This is a genomic window from Bosea sp. BIWAKO-01, assembly GCF_001748145.1.
GTDB lineage: Bacteria > Pseudomonadota > Alphaproteobacteria > Rhizobiales > Beijerinckiaceae > Allobosea.
The window spans coordinates 4,212,864-4,228,642 of record NZ_BCQA01000001.1; the positions used below are offsets into that span (position 1 = coordinate 4,212,864).

Consider the following 15,779-nt stretch of genomic DNA (forward strand, 5'->3'; position numbering starts at 1 on the left):
GACGGGTGGAGGCCGTGTGGAAACGTCTTTCAGGGTCGTGCTCTGACGATGCGACAGGGTCTGAGGGTCAGGCTCTCATGGCCTTCATCAACGTCGCCGCGCCGAGGATGGCGATGGCCCGCTTGAGATTGTAGGCCAGCACATGGAGGCTCATCTCGGTTCCGACATTGGGGAGGTGGCGGGTCAGGAAGTGACTTCGGCCCATCCAGTCCTTGATCGTGCCGAAGACGTGCTCGACCGTGCGCCTTCGGATCCGCATGGCGTCGGGCATGCGATCGAGCCGGCGCTGCATGGCCTCGATCACCACCTCGTGCTCCCAGCGCTTGATGCGGCGCTGCTTGCCGGTGGTGCATTGGTCTTTGACCAGGCAGGCTCCGCAGCCGTCGGCCCAGTAGGTATGGAGTGTCAGATCCTTCTCGACCGATGAGAAGCGCCATGTGAGCGTCTCGCCGGCGGGACAGCGATAGGTGTCGCTCGGAGCATCGTAGGTGAAGTCCTGCTTGCCCCAGCGCCCGTCGGCTTTGGCCCCTGATGTCAGGGGCTTGGGGACGATGGCGGAGATGCCGATCTCGTCGCAGGCCAGGACCTCCTCGCCTGAGAAGTAGCCGCGATCGGCCAGCACAGTCAGCGCACCGGCTCCTGTCGCATCCTTTGCCTGACGCCCCATGCTGGCGAGCTGGCTGCGGTCGTGGCCGATGTTGGTGACCTCATGAGCCACGATCAGATGATGTTTGGCGTCGACCGCCGCCTGAACGTTGTAGCCGACGAGGCCAGTGCCCTTGCCGTTGGTGGCCATGGCGCGGGCGTCGGGATCGGTCAGCGAGACCTGACGGTCTGGCGCCACCGCGACGACGTGGTCCATCGCCTGGAGGTCACGCATCTGCTGACGCAGGCGATCAAGCCGGTCCTTGAGGCGGATGCTGCGCATCTGCGCGACGTCATCCTCCTGCCGGTCGGCCGTATCGAGCAGCGACAGATAGCGTGCGATGCTTGCCTCCACCTGCTCCATCCGGCGACGGATCGCGCCGGGCGTGAAGTTCTTGTCGCGCGTGTTGACGGCCTTGAACCGGCTGCCGTCCACGGCCACGGTGCCGCCTGCCAGAAGGCCGAGTTGGCGGCACAGCACGACGAACTGCGCGCAGGCAGCCCGGATCGCAGCCCCATTGTCACGGCGAAAGTCGGCGATGGTCTTGAAGTCGGGCGCAAGCTTGCCCGTCAGCCACATCACCTCGACGTTGCGGCCGGCCTCGCGCTCCAGCCGGCGGCTCGACTGAACCTGGTTGAGGTAGCCGTAGAGGTACAGCTTGAGAAGGGTAGCGGGGTGGTATCCAGGCCGCCCCGTCGAGGCCGGGCCGGCAAAGCCCATCGTTCCCAGATCGAGTTCGTCGATGAAGACATCCACCACCCGGACCGGATTATCTTCGCTGACGTAGTCCTCAAGACAGTCGGGCAGGAGCAGTCTCTGCAGCCGGGTCTCGCCTTCGATGTAGCGCGCCATGCAAGCCCTCGGATCGCTCCAGAAAGCCTACCAGATCAGCCCGTTTCCACACAGCCTCGGTGGTCAGCGGACCATCGGGCCTGCGAATGCGATTCCCAGTCCGTGCTCGCCAATTGTCCGGGCTAGTGTCGCCTCAGAAACATAACAACTGCCGGGCGTCCTGATCCTTCGCCCGGAATTAACTGGCCCGCCGCTCCGAAAGGGGGCGGGCCATTTTTCGCGGCACCGCACTTTCCAATGCGCGTTTGTCCGCAAGACGACCCATGAACCCCTGACTTGGCCCGCTGTGGGTTGACGCCGCGGGCCCTTTTTTGGGCTCAGGGGTCCGGAGGACAGTCATGACGACGGGAACTGTGAAGTGGTTCAACCCCACCAAAGGATTTGGTTTTATTCAGCCTGACGACGGCGGGCACGATGTCTTTGTTCACATCAGCGCCGTGGAGCGCGCGGGATTGCGCATCGCTTACGATCTCGTTCCGGACCAACGCCTTTACAACGGCACACTTCTTCCTCCCGCGTACCCATTTGTGGTATGATAACAACGCCTTGGCTGGATCGGGCGGCGGCTGGGTATTCGCACTTGCACTGATGGAAGTAGTTTTTGAACTGTGCGGTTCGCAGGGGAGGAAGCGATGCCGTTTCGATCGATTGTCGCCACGCCCGAGGAACTTGCCGGGATCGTGGCAGCGTTTGAGGATGCATGGCGCAAAATCGATGCACGGGGATCTATCGATCCCCAAAGGGTTTCCGCTGAACGGGAGCGTCTCGGATACATCGTTGCGGGTTTGTGGTCGGCGGACCATACGCGCGCACTGGCGGAGTTGGCGGTAAAACAGTTCGATGAAACTGCCGTGGCTCCTAGCGCCCCAGTCCCCGTTAATGTGCGCGGAAGTTCCCCGAACAATGTAGGCACGCCGGGGAACTAGCGGGGCACTGCGGCTTCGCTACGCCGGGGTGGCGTTGTTCACATCGGCGCCGTCACGGGCCGGCGGACCCCTGCGATTCGTGGTTCGATAAATCCAGTAGTGATCCAGTTGATCCCGCTCAGTATCTGGGAACTACAAACCGAATATGAATCGGAGATCCTCTACGCCCAGTATCTTTGGAAGACTATGTGTTGATCCCCGACCAAACGTTATTCAAAGCAGGGAAATACGCACAGTGTTGCCCATCTGCACTGGCCGCCGATTTACGGTCATCCATACTGGGCGCGTTCTCAACGAGGGCTAAACGATGAAAAAACTGCTGGTCTTGGCTGTTTCTGTGGCGTTGGTTGGCGTCGGTGGGTGCGCTGATTATGGCTTTGGCAAGGGCAAGGGCAAGGCGCCTCCGCCTGTGGCTACGCCGATCGTTACCAAGGGCTGACACCTAGCGCCATTGAGACTGAAAACGGCCGGTTCGACCGGCCGTTTTCTTTTGGGCAGGCTGAATTCGGTCGGTGGCGATATTTCTGGCCGGTTCCACTGGCAATGATCGGATGATCGAGGACGTCTCCGGCGACCTTGCTTCCTTCGAGGCCTGGCTGGATGGTTCGGGCGGCAAGGAACTGCTGATGCAGCCGCCGCAGGAGTGCGCGAATGGATCGTGTCGCGGCGAATGACCAGAACCGGGGTGGGGGACGACGACCCCGCCACGGCCGAGCCGTTCAAGGAAACGCTGTTCCGATTTGTCTATCACCCGTTTGGATCGCACGATACCGGACTGCAAACATCATGCGGGGCGGGACCTGAATGGCGGTTCCGTGCGGAACCAAATCCCCTGGTGAGTGTTCATTGCGTAGTCCCGCAGAGCAGCTTCCATGGCAAGCTCATTCGCACGTGTCCCCAAACCGATCGGACCGGGAGCGCCGCCGACAGGCGTAGCTCTTTTTCGAGAACTGCAAGCCAGTTGCGAGGGGCTCGACTTCATCAGTGAATTAGCAATGCGGTCTGGCCGCACGCGGGGCTCTGTGGAGTGGTTGCTTCAGCAGAGAAGTGTTGTCCCCGCCGGGCTTTTCTGCGCTGCCATCGCTTTAAGAATTTCTCTTGCGACGAAAGCCAAGGCGCCGCTCACACTCCACGGAACTTCCTGAGCCCAAGCTGCTTGGGATAGCCTGCATCGTCACTGAAACGGCACCTGTCTAGGAGGCCAAGACAATGCCTGAAAACGCTTCCAAACACAGTCTTGAGGGCCAGATTGCGATCGCCCGGAGGAATTTGTCCGATCTAATGGAGCGAGCCACCGCGACGTCTGGATCTGGCGCGGAAGAGGCCATCGCGAACAGGATCAACGATCAACAGGACCTACTCACCGCGCTGCTGAAACAGCGCGAGGCGATTGGCTGAATGGTGTTCCGGCAGCTCGCTCGCCGTCCCGCCGGAGCACGGCGAAATCCGCGCGGCGGGTATCGCGCTAAACCCTCAAACCGGCATGGTCCAGGCGGATGAACTCAAACCACTTCATCGCAGTCATCGAAAAAGAAGCTGGCGCTCTTTACGGAGGCTGGTTTCCGGATTGTCCAGGCGCCGCGTCGGCCGGCAACACCATGGACGAATGTACGCGGTCGGCTTCGGCCAGCCTTCGAACTTGGGTAGCGGACTCCCTTGCAGCCGGTAAGCAGTTGCCAGCGCCGCGCTCCTTAGAGGAGATGAACGCAGATCCCGACGTTACCGCCGCGCGCTCTCGAGGGGCTGTTCTGTTGGAGGTGCCGCTCATTTGAGAGTGGGCAGGTGCTGTTCCAAAGCGAAACAACGTTTACGCACACTCGCTGGAAATCCAATAAAATCAATGGGTTGCAGACCGATTCCCTAAACTTGCCGTCGCCGCTCAAGGCAGGTTATGCCCTGAGCTGGGCTGCCGGGTCGAGCGAGGCTCATTCCTTCGATGCGGCGCGCGCCGGGGCAGCACAGGCAACCGCTGGCGACCTGAGCCAGGCCGGGAGCATTCGGCGCTGTCAGCGCCGCGCACCGTTACCTCCTCGAATCTTTCAGGGGGTCCCTAATATCTACAAAAACGTCTTTGGCGAGAAGGTCGAGGATCTCCGCCAAATGGGTACCGGGCTGCTCATCTTCGGGATAAGAGTGCCGGCCGGTTGCCCGGCCGGCAGTCTCGCTTAACTGCCCTTGCCGCCGCCGTTGCCGTTGTCGTTGCCGCCGTGGCCGCCGCCGTTGTCATCGCCCTTGCCGCCATGGCCGTTATTGTCGCCATCCCCGCCATGATCGTTATTGCCGCCGTGGCCATGCTCACCGCCATGCTCGCCTACGCCAGTACCAGCCACGCCGCCGCCGGTACCAGTGCCAGCGTCACCAGTGCCAGTCCCGGCCGGTCCTCCAGCAGGGCCGCCACCACCGCCAGTACCAGCCACGCCAGCGCCGCCAGTACCAGTGCCAGTGTCACCGGTGCCAGTCCCGGCCGGTCCTCCAGCAGGGCCGCCAACCCCGCCAGCACCAGCGCCCCCAGTACCGCCAGCGCCCACAGTGCCATTCCCGCCTCCCGTGCTTCCGGCCACGCCCGCGGTCGCGGTGCCGGCTCCGCCCGCTCCCGCTGCGGCCGAGGCTACGCCGGGCGCGATCTGGCCAGCATTGCCGGTCGAGGCGCTTGACGTGGAGGCCGCAGCTCCGGGCGTCGCGGCCGTGCCGAGTTCGCCGGGATTGTTGCCGCCGAGGCGCTGGATGTTGAGGTCACAGTTCCAGTACCATGTGTCGACGCAGACCAGCGGCGGCGCAGCCATGGCGGTCGAGGTGATCAGCGCGGTCGCGAGACCGGCGAGAAGGATAACGGGTTTCATCGTATTGCTTTCAGGGGACAACACGTCCCCGAGGGGTGAATGGTAGTAACTCCCGATAGGCCGAAATGGGTCCAAGCCACTTCGCAGCATCTGAAAGTACCTGCCGCGCGGGTAAGGAGTGGAAACCCAGCCGCAGGCTCTCGACTGTTTCTCTGAGGCCACCTGTCGAGTGGGCCTGCCGGGGCTAAACGCCAAAACTCCCCGGCAAAACAGATTACGCTGCTCGCTCCTGCGGCTCGGCGACCAGCGTCGAAAGATCCTGCCCGCCATTGTCGACCCGGATGCAAGCCGTTCTCGATGTATGGCGTGTCCATCGTGCTGATGCGGATCGCAGGCATCGTGAAGCCCCACTTGGCGCAGACCTTCCGGTCGCCTTGGTGAAGGTCTCGACCGAATATTCGCGCTCGGTGAAGACGTAATCCGCGCCGAAGCGCACCCTCTTCGCGCCGGGTGCCTGGGCCTCGTGCTTGGAGGATGCTCAGGCGGCGAAGCCGGGCAGCCTCGCCGGCTGGGCATTACCGCGCGAGATCATCGAGCGCTTGGGGATGCCGAGGACTGCTGTCACGCGAGCCTCGATGTCGCGCGCACTGGCGCGGCTGCATCAGCGCGGCCTCATGGCGCGCGCATCGCATGTCTCCCCCATTTTTTTTGGGAAGGGCGATATAAGATTCGGAAAAGGGGGAAACGGCACGCGCGCTTATGGGTTTGGCCTCAAGGACCGTGGTGTCGGATGAGTCGATAAGCGACGGCTCTGCATCAGGCGAGACCGCAAAAACGTCGGCGCTCAAGTTCTGTTCGAGCTTCCGCTCCCTGCAAGCACTCGGTCCGATAGCGCGTGATCCTAGCTCTGATTCAGTTCGGGCTCTCAGTCCCGCCGCTACGCAGGATCGCTGGCGCCGAAATGGCCAAAACCCAGCGCTCAAGATCGCGCATCGGATCAAAGTGGAGCTCCTCTGGCGCGTGCCCCGGGCCTTGCTGACCAGTCCGCGGACTGAACGCCAAGGCCACGCGAAGAGCAGTTCCGCCGCTCTGGGCGGAGTTAGGCGGGGCGCTTAGGCCGCGCTGGCGCTGCGGCAGCGTTAGCGCGCAGTTAGCCAACCCACGGAGAAACAACTGGTTCCTCAGCCCGGCGGATTATTCGGGTCGGTGTCGCGAACAGGCGCTGAGAACGGATTGCGGCGCTCGCGCAAAAAGGGAGAAAGCCCCGCCTTAGGCTCGGCGGGGCCTCAGGCCGTGCGTGGCGTGGAGAGTGGCGATACCAGCACGCCGACAAAACGACCCGACCCCTAACCAGTTCCATCCGTGCCAACAATTTTTGCGATCGGCCGGAACCCCATTAGGTGGCCGGCTCTACGAGTATGGGCGTGAGGCTCGCGTTCGCCGCTTGCTCGTATCGGGCGCGCCGACGCGCACTGCACTACTCGCCGCCGCCAATGGCAGTTTCGCTGGGTTTCGCGGCCGGTTGGTCGGCCGACCCCGTATCCTTATCGGGTCCGGGATTGATCGATACCTTGTTCAAAGAGTCTTTATCTGGCGCACCTTGTATCGACTTCACTTTCTCTTGTTCTTCCGGGGACAATTTGTTTCCGCTTCCATCACGCATGGCGACCTCCCTTTCCTGTGGGGTGAACCGCCCAGCAAGCTGACTGTTCCTCGGAATCTGGCGAGTGTCGCGCTTTGAGAGGGGCTCTTCACGGAAAACCCGCCACCCCCTTCGGAGCGGCGGGCACAGGAGGGATTTGATGTCCAATTCGCATCCCGTCCGCATGCTCCGCACTAAACTCGAAGACGCGCGGATAGAATTAGTGCAGGCGATGGCCGTGGCGGAGGCGCCATCGCCAGCGGACTTAGCCAAACTCGCAGCGGTGCAAGCGGCCCTTACGGCTGTGCGCCAAACGATCGATGAGGAAGGCGCCCGTCTCGGATGGGGGGCGATGGCGAATTGGGCTAATTTAGCCCACGCGCCACGGGAGATAGGCGTCCTCGCCGTAAGGGCTCTAGCCGCGTAGAGACAGTTGATGTCTATCTCTTACGGTCGTCCATAAAGGCCCGATCACTCCTCCGCGAACTGCTCTGGCTTCGGTACTTGAGGTGCATGCCGAGGGTTGTAATTGCACCCCCGAAAATCATTCCGCTAACAGCGGGTATCCATGCCTTGTGATATCCGAGACTGGGCATCAAAACAGCGACTTTTGCACTCAGCACGGCTGGCCGATGTCGGCCGCCGATGCGGCATTAGGTAGCAAAAACCACCAGATCTGAATCGGTCAGTTTGGTAGGTTCCGGCTCCTTTTGACGGAGCGGGAGCAGGTGAGAGTTGACGAGGAACTGAAGCGGAAGCGCGCCGAGCTGCTCGGCGAGGTCGAGAAATTAAAGGCCAGGATTTAGGCGATCAACGGGCAGATCTCGGTGATCGACCAGGTGGTCGCGATCTACGATCCTGATTATGCCCCGCTGGGACCAGCGGCAACGAAGCCGCAGCGGACGAAGGCACCCCAGCGGCTCCCTCCCGAACTCGCACGGATCAACAAGAACGAAGCCATCCTCGAGGTGCTCCGCGAGGCGGAGCGACCGCTTTCAACGGCGGACTGCACCGCAAAGGTGCCGACGCGCACGCTTTCTTCCATGCGGCGTTTCCTGACGCATGTGTCCGCCGAACTGATCGCCCTGACCAAGCGCGGTCGCGTGCGCCAAGCGGATAGTCGCCATGGCCCGATGGAGCATGCGAGAACACGCCAAAGGTTTGCTGGATCCTGCCAAAGCAATGGCATGTCCTGCCCTTCAGGTCTGCGCGCTTTGCGGATCGCAGTTCCGCAACATCCCTTTCAACGTCCGAACTCAGACGTGCACGACGCGGTGGTCAAATTTGATCGGGCCGCGCATGCTGTCTCCACCCATGATCGGCGAGCGTCCCTATGCTCCACGTCCCAATTTAGTACACGGTATCCCAACGTTCCGGACATATGGGGTACAGCGCGGAAACGAGAGAAGCTTGTATCGAGATGCCAGGGCTCCGGGGGGAGAGGGAATGAGCACTCTTGTTCGCGCGATCGAGATCGCCGCCAAGGCTCACGAAGGCCAGAAGGATAAGGCAGGCGAGCCCTACATCGCGCACCCAATGCGAATCATGGCGCGGTTCCTCGCGGCCGGCCAGGAGCAGTATGCGATCATCGCTGCGCTCCATGACGTGGTTGAGGATTCCGACTGGACCTTGGACGATCTGCGGCGCGAGGGCTTCTCGGACGCCGTGGTGTCTGCCGTCGACGCGCTAACCCGCAGGGATGGCGAGGAGTACCTCCCGTTCGTGCGCCGCGCGGCCAGCCATCCGCAGGCGCGCTTCGTGAAGCAGGCCGATCTTCTCGATAACCTGGCAGCGGCACGGCTGGCGAACGTTGGCGACCGCGACCGTTTGAGCCGAAAATACGCGGCTGGCCTTCGCGCACTCCACGAGACGCCGCTGCCGCTCTGACGCATCAGCTTTGGGGGGCACGGACGGTGGCCAAAGTCTCCCCCTTGAAAACGCCGAACCTCGCGATAAATTTTTTCGGTATCAGCCACGGAAGGAGAAATCCGATGACCGCGGTTCCCGAACTCAAACCGGAAACGCCGACAATCTGCATCACTTGCCATGAGGATTATCGGTATGCGCTTCAGCGCATCGGCCAGCTCGAGGATGCCAAGCCCAATTCGGTAGACGCCCTCGAACTGGAAGCGCTCCGAGCCGCCATCATCCGATATGAGCAGCGAGAGATGTCGCCCAGCGAATGACTGGCCATGACGATAGCAGTCGGCTTCGCCAGGGCGTGACCGGAAGCCTTGAGGCTACTCCGGAAAAGGCGGAGCGGCAGCATAAGGTTCGGCCTTACGCGAGTGCCGCAGCGCCGGAACTCCTCTAGCTGATCTCACGTTTATTGAGTTGGCACCAGGAGGAGATCGCAAGATGCTCTCAATCCTGGCCCGTCACTGTAGAGGTGGAGGTTGCCATGAGGAAGCTCGCAACATTCGCCACTGCCGCCTTCCTCATGTTCGGCGGTGTCGGAACGGCCGACGCGCAATATTGGCGCGGGGGCGGCTGGGGCTATCATCGTCACGGGTGGAACGGCGGGGCCGTGGCCGCCGGGCTTGTCGGCGGGGCGCTCCTCGGAGGCTTGGTTGCCTCAGCCGCCGCTGCCCCAGCCTATGGCTACGGGTACCCCGCCTATGGTTATGGATACTATGGCTATCCCGCCTATGCCTACTATGGCCCTCGTGTCTATTATCGTCAGCGCTATTACTACGCACGGCCAGTCTATTATACTCACCGCTATTATGGCTGGAATCGGGGCTATTACGCCCCACATTACTACCGCGGATATTGGTGAAGACGGTTCAGAGCGTTCGCCGGAAAGCGGGTGGTCTAGTCATGCCCGCCGCGTGGCAGGCTCCGAACCTTGCCGGCTCGATAGGGATGGCGATGTGACAATCGTCGCCAGCAACCAAAGTCTCCGACCGGCCCCGGACCGTGCGGGCCGGTCGTAAGAGCATTGCTCGCACGCACGAGACGGATGCCGGGCGTCCCCCAAATCTGTTCCGTCAGAGCGCCAAACCTCTGGAACAAGCTCGAAGCTATGAGGTTTTGAGTGCAGCCGGGGGAGGACACTCATCACGGAGAACGTCCATGACCTACCGCATTCTGACCACTGTCTTTGCAGCCGCCCTTGTAAGTGCGGCGGCCCTGGCACAAACGACAACGACGACGACAATCACGACGGAACAATCGGGCAAGATCAAATCCTACTTCATGAAGGAGAAGCCCAAATCCGTGAAGGTGCAGGAATCTGTCGCGGTTGGCGCCACTCTTCCGACAGCAGTCGAACTGCACGCATTCCCTGCGGATGTCGGCGTAACTCAATATCGCTATACGATGGTCAATGACCACGCCGTGCTGGTCGAGCCCAGCACGCGAAAGATCATTCAGATCATCGAATAAGCCTTCCTGCCGCCTGTCGCGGCGCGGCAGGCGGCACTTCAAAAATTTTGCGGAATCTCAGAGTGCTTGGCGAGGCGCGGCGGAGCGCTAGAGGTTGCCACGAGCAATCACCGGATCCTCAGGAAACTCATTCCCGTTGCGAACACTCCCACAATTAGCAGGACTACCGCGAACCCTATAAGAACGCTGTTTACCACCACTAACGCCGAGCCTGCCAAGCGACGCCTCGACGACGCATTGGGTTTAGATTCGTTGGCCCGATCTGGCTCGGCGTTTGACCGCTTCGCCTTCAATATCGGGCACCTCATTTGGAGCGCAAAAAGGGGACCGCGGCATCCTCCCACAGCGGGCCAAGGGGGCGGCATTAGGTAGCAAAAACCACCAGACCTGATCCGGCCAGTTTGGTAGCTTCTGGCTCCCATTAACGGAGCAGGAGCAGGTGAAGGTCGACGAGGAACTGAAGCGTAAGCGTGCCGAGCTGCTCGGCGAGGTCGAGGAACTGACGGCCAGGATCCAGGCAATCAATGGACAGGTCGCCGCGATCGACCAGGTGATCGCGATCTACGATCCGACCTACGCACCGCGCGGGATCAGCGGCAACGAAGCCGCAGCGGCCGAGAGCAGCCCAACAGCTTCCTCCCGAATTCGCACGGATCAACAAGAACGAGGCCATCCTCGAGGTGCTCCGCGAGGCGGAGCACCCGCTTTCAACCGCGGACTGCACCTCCCGGATCGCAGAGCGCAACGGTGCAGACGCGGACGATCCGTGTATGCCGCGTTTCCTGACACAGGTCTCCGCCACTTTGATCGCCCTGACCAAGCGCGGCCGCGTGCGCCAAGCGGGCACCATCGACGGCCGAAAGCACTTATGGGAGATCGCAGCTTAGGCTGCGGCGCTTCCATCCCAGATCAGCTCGGGCGGCTTGTTGCCCTGCCAATAGCCGCACAGGTACCGCGACGTCGGTCGCCTCAGCGCCTGTCCGAGCAGCGAGCGCGTCAGCCCGCCATTGCTCATCCGCCTCGTGTCCTCGCGCCAGGCGATGTCGGCAGCGTACCAGTCGAGATATCGCGTCGAGAAGCGGTGGTGGATGCCGATATATGCCCGCTGGATACGGCTGGCTCAGCGCTCCCCTCGAGGCGAGGGAGAGCGGTATTTCCCAGCCCCCGGTGAAGGCAGGGAAGCTGAATCCGATGGTGATGAACGGCGTGGTCATGCTCGGAGATCCGGTATTGGGATTGCGATGGTCGAGACAGCGGGAACGATCGACACCCTGGGAAGGCGTCGCGGTTCAGGTCAGTGCTGTCATATGATCCGATGCATGATCCGCGCTCATGCCAGGGCGAGAACGCGGAGTCGATCGGGATGCGCGGCGTTGGTTAACGGCGGCGCGACATTTAGTCGGCGCAGGCTCACTCACTATTCCCGAACGAACGTCAGCTTCCGGACCGAGATCGAAGGGGCAAAATCGACCCCGTCTGCGACCTTCGGAACGTCTGCTCAGGGGGCGAGATCCCGGCGACCTCTCCAGAGCCGGTAGGTGCCGGTAGAGGCGGGGCACGTCTCACCGAAGTTCTCGGCCTCAGCGAGGAGGCGAAAACCCTTCCGAGTCAGATTCTTACTGAGGCTTGGGTGGTCTTTGCTACCTAATGCCGCGCCGATGTAGTACGTTGATCGCCACCACGGCGCTCGTAGCCAGAAGCGCGGCTTTCATTAGGCTGGCCTGGATTACTCCAAAATTCGATGCTAGCCGACCGTGAAGGGCGTCCAAAGTATATCCGGTCGCAAATATGAGCAAAAGTCCGGCTGCCCCATAAAGCAAATAAACAGCCGCTATCCTTTTCAACCGACCAGTGATCTCGGTCGCGACGGTAACATCGTCAGCGAGCCACAATAAAGCCAGTGATTAGGCCGATCGCGGCAGCAAACCAAGGGCACGAAGTGGCCTCTCGTAAACCTCCTCGATTATCATCTGTTGGACATCAGTGGCCTGCTCTTGGGCGACGTTCACCATTCTTTCGTCCCACGCCCTGCTCACTGCGGCTCCTAATGAGTCAGCCATCTCGCCGACGCGGTGGCCAACAACTTGGGCGACTTCGGAGATATTCCCGGTCGCGTTTCCGGAATTCAGAACCATGTTTTCCTCCAGGGACGAAGATAGCTCGCATCTTCGAAACGCTCGCCGATGAGGCGAGTTCCGTAGTGCTTGCGGAAGCCTTGGCGTTCGTGAGCACGAACTCATGGAACCAATCTGGCGAATGCGCATTTTCCGCGCAGTAACTCGCGAGCGGCACCATGACGATCAATCAAACCGGTGATGTAGTTCGGACGTCGACGCGACTACGGCGCGTTACTTCTGACAAGCTCACAATCAAGCGCGTGCGGTATGGCCGCGCCTTTGGATACCGGGACCCGGAGGGCGCGAAGATTGCAGATGAGGAGACGTTAGCTCGCATCCGCGCCCTGGCTATCCCTCCGGCCTATCAGGATGTTCGCATCGCTGCCGATCCCCAGGCCCATTTGCAAGCCGTGGGCCGTGACGAAGCCGGCCGCGTCCAGCATCGTTACCACCCTGACTGGGAGAAGGTGCGTGAGAGGCGCAAGCTGAAGCGCCTTGCCCGCGTGATCTCTGCACTGCCGAAACTTCGCCGCCGGATCGCCACCGACATGAAGGCGCGCACGCTGTCGCGGGAAAAGGCACTCGCCTGCGCTGCGGCCATCATCGATCGCTGCCATCTACGGGTCGGCAATGAGACCTACGCCAAGGCCAATGGCAGCCACGGTACTTCCACATTGCTCAAACGACACGTCACGCTAGCAGGAACACGGGTGGCACTGCATTTCCGCGGCAAGAGCGGCAAGGACATCGCCTGCGTGACGGACGATGCTCCGCTTGGCCGGGCGCTGGCGCGCATCATCACACTTCCGGGGCAACGACTATTCCAATATCGCCAGGAGGATGGCTCGGTCGCAGCGATCCATGCGAGCGAGATCAACGCCTATCTCAAGGCCGCCTGCGGGGTGCCGGTCAGCAGCAAGGATTTGCGCATGCTCGCTGCCAACGCGGCAGCGGCGGAATTGCTTTTGGCCGGTGTGGAGATGGCGACTGAGACTGGGCGCAAGCGCCAGCTCGCCGACATCATGCGGACGATCTCGGAGCGGCTGGTCAACACTCCGGCAGTGGTTCGAAAAAGCTATGTCCACGCCATCGTCATCGAGGCATATGCCAGCGGCCGCTTGCAGCGCAGCTATGCGAAGGCGCGTGGCCGACCAGGCTGTTCGCGTATCGAACGTGCACTAGGGCTACTTGCGGCCTGACTTACGCAGCTTTTTCGCGACCCCGTGGGGGCCGCTTTGGCCTGACTCGCTTTCAGATCCAGGCGCGACGGTCGAGTTCTCGTTGATAAGGGCCCTGGGGAGGGTCGCGCGTCACCCGGCACGGCCGTTGAGTATACGTGTTCAGGTCCTGTAGGCCCCGATGCCCCCTGGATCCTGAAACGGCGTCTCCTTTATTGGGTCCATGCGCTCGCGAAAGAGGCCCGCGACAGGCGGAACAAGGTATCGGTGACGTAAGCGGAAGGGTCGAGGCTTGAGAGGTCGAGGCGACCTGCCACTTGGCTCGCGGCACCCGACACGACAGAGCCGAGCCCCGACGCGGCGCTGGCGCCTAGGCGTGCGGTCCCGCCGACGATCGCGGAGGTGGCCGAGGCAATCAGCACAACGCTGACGATCGCGCTGACGGCCCAGGTCATAAAGCCATGCGCCGTATCGCGGAAGGCGACCTCGTCGGTATGCAGACCAATACGTTTGGTACGAAGGCGGCCAGCGAGATAGCCACCGGCTCCGGCCGCAATGAGGTGGACGACTCTGCTTTGAAGCGATGAGTTTTTGAAGGTGTTCCTGAACCGGGTCTTTCATGAAGTCGGCCGACCAATGCTCAGTCTTCTGAGCGACGAGCTTATCGGCAAGCGTCCCCAACGCAGGATCCTCCTCAGGCGATCGGATATCCCCGAAATATATGCCTGGCTTCCGCACCTCATCACCAAAGCGGAGGGTCCATGCGATGATGCCCTTTCCGCTAGGCTGGAGCATCACCGCACGCTCCCGTCGGTTGAGGACCACGCGGGATATTCCCACCATGTCCGTCGCGGCCATTGCCTCACGGATAACTGCAAAGGCTTCCTCGCCGACAGGATCGCTAGGCGTCATGAAATAGGGGCTGTCGAGGTAGATCCAAGGAATCGAGGCAGTCTCCGTAAATAGGTCGATGTCGATCGTTCTGGTGCTCTCGAGCCCGACCGAGGCCAGCTCCTCATCGTCAAAGACGATGAACTGCTCGTCCCCGACTGCGTAGCCCTTAGCTTCTTTCTCGTCGTTGACGGGTTTCCCCGTTACGGAATCGATGTAGCGACTGACTACTCTCTGGCCAGTTGCTCGGTTGAGAGTGTGAAAGCGAACCTTTTCGCTCTCCGACGTCGCTGGTTGCAGCGACACTGGACACGTGACGAGCGAGAGACGGAGATACCCGGTCCAAAATTTTGGAGGCATGTGACAACCCTCAACTCACGCTCGATTCAATCCGTCGGAACGTATTCAGTTCCATTTGCGTTGAGTCATGTTCGTCGCGTTGGAGTTGCGTTCCATGGCCACAGCAAGAGCCCAATGGAAAGGCACGCTGCAAGTCGGCGCGCTGAGTGTACCCGTTGCGCTGTACACCGCCGCTTCAACGGCGGAACGCACGACTTTCAACATGGTCAATCGAGATACCGGGAACCGTCTTCGTCGCGAGTTCATCGACCCAACCACGGGCAAGCCAGTCGAAAAAGAAGACCAGGTGAAAGGCTTCGAAATCGAGCCCGACAATTATGTTGTGATCGAACCCGACGAGCTCGACGCTGCCATTCCGCAATCCGACAAGAAGCTCGCGATCCAAGCCTTCGTTCCCTTCCTTGAAGTCGACCCTTTGTTTTTCGACAAACCGTACTACCTGGCACCCTCAGGACCGGGGGCCGATGCTCCCTTCTCCGTCTTGCGAAATGCGCTCCAGCGGCGGGAAGTCGGCGCGCTCGCTCACGCTGTCCTGTTTCGCCGTTACAGAGCTGTCCTGATCCGCGCCAGCGGACCGGGCATGATCGCTCATACTCTCAACTTCGATTATGAGGTTCGCTCAGCAGCGGGGGCATTCGAAGAGATCCCTGAGATGGAGATCAAAGGCGAAATGCTCGAACTCGCCAGACACATCATTTCGACGAAGGTCGGGAAATTTGATCCGGCGGCTTTTACCGATCGCTATGAGGCTGCCATTGCGGAGCTTGTGAAGGCAAAGATTGAGGGCCGCACGATTTCTGCCCCCAGGCCGCGGACGGCCACAAACGTGGTCAACCTGATGGAAGCCCTTCGGTTGAGCGCCGGCGTGAAAAAAGCCGACCGGAAACAGGTTGCCTCTCCCAAGACGTCGCAGCCGTCCAAGAAAGCTGGCTAAGGAACAAAGATTGCCGAACCCCGTTACGGGCATGTGTGAGGACGCCGCGAACGCTCTCGCACAGCC

18 protein-coding genes and 2 pseudogenes are annotated in these 15,779 nt (G+C 61.3%); 12 read left to right on the plus strand and 8 right to left on the minus strand.

Features of this window, described 5'->3' with window-relative positions; all coding sequences use genetic code 11:
• Nucleotides 1-67: 67 nt before the first annotated feature.
• Nucleotides 68-1,498: an IS1182 family transposase gene (locus BIWAKO_RS19715; RefSeq protein ID WP_069879486.1), complete on the minus strand. Its 1,431-nt coding sequence runs from the start codon at nucleotides 1,496-1,498 to the stop codon at nucleotides 68-70.
• A 338-nt stretch (nucleotides 1,499-1,836) separates the two neighbouring features.
• On the opposite strand from BIWAKO_RS19715, the gene BIWAKO_RS34340 reads away from it, so the two are divergent.
• The 6 genes from BIWAKO_RS34340 (at nucleotide 1,837) to BIWAKO_RS19725 (ending at nucleotide 4,593) form a co-directional block, all read left to right on the plus strand.
• Nucleotides 1,837-2,034, plus strand: coding sequence for a cold-shock protein (locus BIWAKO_RS34340; RefSeq protein ID WP_074471581.1), 198 nt, complete (start codon nucleotides 1,837-1,839; stop codon nucleotides 2,032-2,034).
• 697 nt (nucleotides 2,035-2,731) lie between these two features.
• The gene (locus BIWAKO_RS35435) at nucleotides 2,732-2,863 is read left to right on the plus strand and encodes an ABC transporter (protein WP_141740160.1); all 132 of its coding nucleotides are present in this window, start codon (nucleotides 2,732-2,734) and stop codon (nucleotides 2,861-2,863) included.
• Between the two features lie 112 nt (nucleotides 2,864-2,975).
• Complete coding sequence (locus tag BIWAKO_RS37125) at nucleotides 2,976-3,098, plus strand: hypothetical protein (RefSeq protein WP_274533591.1); 123 nt, start codon at nucleotides 2,976-2,978, stop codon at nucleotides 3,096-3,098.
• A 535-nt stretch (nucleotides 3,099-3,633) separates the two neighbouring features.
• Nucleotides 3,634-3,822 (plus strand): hypothetical protein, encoded by a 189-nt coding sequence (locus BIWAKO_RS19720; RefSeq protein ID WP_069880100.1) that lies wholly within the window; start codon nucleotides 3,634-3,636, stop codon nucleotides 3,820-3,822.
• Nucleotides 3,823-3,920: 98 nt separating this feature from the next.
• A complete protein-coding gene (locus tag BIWAKO_RS37360; RefSeq protein ID WP_074471582.1) occupies nucleotides 3,921-4,196 on the plus strand; it encodes a type II toxin-antitoxin system HicB family antitoxin in 276 nt (91 codons plus the stop codon).
• A 10-nt stretch (nucleotides 4,197-4,206) separates the two neighbouring features.
• Entirely contained in the window at nucleotides 4,207-4,593 is a 387-nt protein-coding gene (locus BIWAKO_RS19725; protein ID WP_069880101.1) for a hypothetical protein, read from the plus strand.
• On the opposite strand, the gene BIWAKO_RS36020 is transcribed toward BIWAKO_RS19725, so the two are convergent.
• Together BIWAKO_RS36020 and BIWAKO_RS35440 are read right to left on the minus strand one after the other, a co-directional pair.
• Nucleotides 4,590-5,264, minus strand: coding sequence for a hypothetical protein (locus tag BIWAKO_RS36020; protein WP_176733360.1), 675 nt, complete (start codon nucleotides 5,262-5,264; stop codon nucleotides 4,590-4,592). The two genes, BIWAKO_RS19725 and BIWAKO_RS36020, sit on opposite strands and share 4 nt — an antisense overlap.
• A gap of 1,417 nt (nucleotides 5,265-6,681) precedes the next feature.
• A complete protein-coding gene (locus BIWAKO_RS35440; protein ID WP_141740161.1) occupies nucleotides 6,682-6,867 on the minus strand; it encodes a hypothetical protein in 186 nt (61 codons plus the stop codon).
• 1,425 nt (nucleotides 6,868-8,292) lie between these two features.
• On the opposite strand from BIWAKO_RS35440, the gene BIWAKO_RS37130 reads away from it, so the two are divergent.
• From BIWAKO_RS37130 to BIWAKO_RS19760, 4 genes are all read left to right on the plus strand, one after another.
• The gene (locus BIWAKO_RS37130) at nucleotides 8,293-8,733 is read left to right on the plus strand and encodes an HD domain-containing protein (protein WP_069880105.1); all 441 of its coding nucleotides are present in this window, start codon (nucleotides 8,293-8,295) and stop codon (nucleotides 8,731-8,733) included.
• A 26-nt stretch (nucleotides 8,734-8,759) separates the two neighbouring features.
• Nucleotides 8,760-9,032, plus strand: a complete 273-nt coding sequence (locus BIWAKO_RS19750; protein WP_176733361.1) for a hypothetical protein — start codon at nucleotides 8,760-8,762, stop codon at nucleotides 9,030-9,032.
• Nucleotides 9,033-9,247: 215 nt separating this feature from the next.
• Complete coding sequence (locus tag BIWAKO_RS19755; RefSeq protein WP_069882640.1) at nucleotides 9,248-9,625, plus strand: hypothetical protein; 378 nt, start codon at nucleotides 9,248-9,250, stop codon at nucleotides 9,623-9,625.
• 296 nt (nucleotides 9,626-9,921) lie between these two features.
• Nucleotides 9,922-10,233, plus strand: coding sequence for a DUF1236 domain-containing protein (locus BIWAKO_RS19760; RefSeq protein WP_069880107.1), 312 nt, complete (start codon nucleotides 9,922-9,924; stop codon nucleotides 10,231-10,233).
• 421 nt (nucleotides 10,234-10,654) lie between these two features.
• On the opposite strand, the gene BIWAKO_RS35445 is transcribed toward BIWAKO_RS19760, so the two are convergent.
• From BIWAKO_RS35445 to BIWAKO_RS36720, 3 genes and pseudogenes are all read right to left on the minus strand, one after another.
• The gene (locus BIWAKO_RS35445) at nucleotides 10,655-10,906 is read right to left on the minus strand and encodes a hypothetical protein (protein ID WP_141740162.1); all 252 of its coding nucleotides are present in this window, start codon (nucleotides 10,904-10,906) and stop codon (nucleotides 10,655-10,657) included.
• A 210-nt stretch (nucleotides 10,907-11,116) separates the two neighbouring features.
• Nucleotides 11,117-11,248 (minus strand): hypothetical protein, encoded by a 132-nt coding sequence (locus BIWAKO_RS37135; RefSeq protein ID WP_274533593.1) that lies wholly within the window; start codon nucleotides 11,246-11,248, stop codon nucleotides 11,117-11,119.
• Between the two features lie 21 nt (nucleotides 11,249-11,269).
• Nucleotides 11,270-11,344: pseudogene (locus BIWAKO_RS36720) on the minus strand (hypothetical protein); the annotation flags it as partial.
• 1,182 nt (nucleotides 11,345-12,526) lie between these two features.
• Here BIWAKO_RS36720 and BIWAKO_RS19775 point away from each other — a divergent pair.
• On the plus strand, nucleotides 12,527-13,549 hold the full coding sequence (locus tag BIWAKO_RS19775; RefSeq protein WP_069880110.1) for a DNA topoisomerase IB: 1,023 nt from the start codon (nucleotides 12,527-12,529) through the stop codon (nucleotides 13,547-13,549).
• Between the two features lie 191 nt (nucleotides 13,550-13,740).
• Here the strand turns inward: BIWAKO_RS19775 and BIWAKO_RS36725 are convergent, their stop codons facing one another.
• Both BIWAKO_RS36725 and ku (BIWAKO_RS36730) read right to left on the minus strand, forming a co-directional pair.
• Entirely contained in the window at nucleotides 13,741-13,983 is a 243-nt protein-coding gene (locus BIWAKO_RS36725; RefSeq protein ID WP_069880111.1) for a hypothetical protein, read from the minus strand.
• Between the two features lie 124 nt (nucleotides 13,984-14,107).
• Nucleotides 14,108-14,779 (minus strand): annotated as a pseudogene (ku, locus tag BIWAKO_RS36730) (non-homologous end joining protein Ku); the annotation flags it as partial.
• Nucleotides 14,780-14,873: 94 nt separating this feature from the next.
• Here ku (BIWAKO_RS36730) and ku (BIWAKO_RS19785) point away from each other — a divergent pair.
• Nucleotides 14,874-15,713, plus strand: a complete 840-nt coding sequence (ku, locus tag BIWAKO_RS19785; protein ID WP_069882641.1) for a non-homologous end joining protein Ku — start codon at nucleotides 14,874-14,876, stop codon at nucleotides 15,711-15,713.
• Nucleotides 15,714-15,779: the final 66 nt, after the last annotated feature.

What these genes read in the sequence shown, in the direction of transcription:
- BIWAKO_RS37135 (WP_274533593.1), bottom strand. Translation starts at nt 11,248, where the DNA reads ATGAGCAATGGCGGGCTGACGCGCTCGCTGCTCGGACAGGCGCTGAGG.
- BIWAKO_RS36020 (WP_176733360.1), bottom strand. Translation starts at nt 5,264, where the DNA reads ATGAAACCCGTTATCCTTCTCGCCGGTCTCGCGACCGCGCTGATCACC.
- BIWAKO_RS35435 (WP_141740160.1), top strand. Translation starts at nt 2,732, where the DNA reads ATGAAAAAACTGCTGGTCTTGGCTGTTTCTGTGGCGTTGGTTGGCGTC.
- BIWAKO_RS19760 (WP_069880107.1), top strand. Translation starts at nt 9,922, where the DNA reads ATGACCTACCGCATTCTGACCACTGTCTTTGCAGCCGCCCTTGTAAGT.
- BIWAKO_RS35445 (WP_141740162.1), bottom strand. Translation starts at nt 10,906, where the DNA reads ATGGCCTCGTTCTTGTTGATCCGTGCGAATTCGGGAGGAAGCTGTTGG.
- BIWAKO_RS19720 (WP_069880100.1), top strand. Translation starts at nt 3,634, where the DNA reads ATGCCTGAAAACGCTTCCAAACACAGTCTTGAGGGCCAGATTGCGATC.
- BIWAKO_RS19715 (WP_069879486.1), bottom strand. Translation starts at nt 1,498, where the DNA reads ATGGCGCGCTACATCGAAGGCGAGACCCGGCTGCAGAGACTGCTCCTG.
- BIWAKO_RS35440 (WP_141740161.1), bottom strand. Translation starts at nt 6,867, where the DNA reads ATGCGTGATGGAAGCGGAAACAAATTGTCCCCGGAAGAACAAGAGAAA.
- BIWAKO_RS36725 (WP_069880111.1), bottom strand. Translation starts at nt 13,983, where the DNA reads ATGACCTGGGCCGTCAGCGCGATCGTCAGCGTTGTGCTGATTGCCTCG.
- ku (WP_069882641.1), top strand. Translation starts at nt 14,874, where the DNA reads ATGGCCACAGCAAGAGCCCAATGGAAAGGCACGCTGCAAGTCGGCGCG.
- BIWAKO_RS19775 (WP_069880110.1), top strand. Translation starts at nt 12,527, where the DNA reads ATGACGATCAATCAAACCGGTGATGTAGTTCGGACGTCGACGCGACTA.
- BIWAKO_RS37130 (WP_069880105.1), top strand. Translation starts at nt 8,293, where the DNA reads ATGAGCACTCTTGTTCGCGCGATCGAGATCGCCGCCAAGGCTCACGAA.
- BIWAKO_RS19755 (WP_069882640.1), top strand. Translation starts at nt 9,248, where the DNA reads ATGAGGAAGCTCGCAACATTCGCCACTGCCGCCTTCCTCATGTTCGGC.
- BIWAKO_RS34340 (WP_074471581.1), top strand. Translation starts at nt 1,837, where the DNA reads ATGACGACGGGAACTGTGAAGTGGTTCAACCCCACCAAAGGATTTGGT.
- BIWAKO_RS37360 (WP_074471582.1), top strand. Translation starts at nt 3,921, where the DNA reads ATGAACTCAAACCACTTCATCGCAGTCATCGAAAAAGAAGCTGGCGCT.
- BIWAKO_RS37125 (WP_274533591.1), top strand. Translation starts at nt 2,976, where the DNA reads ATGATCGAGGACGTCTCCGGCGACCTTGCTTCCTTCGAGGCCTGGCTG.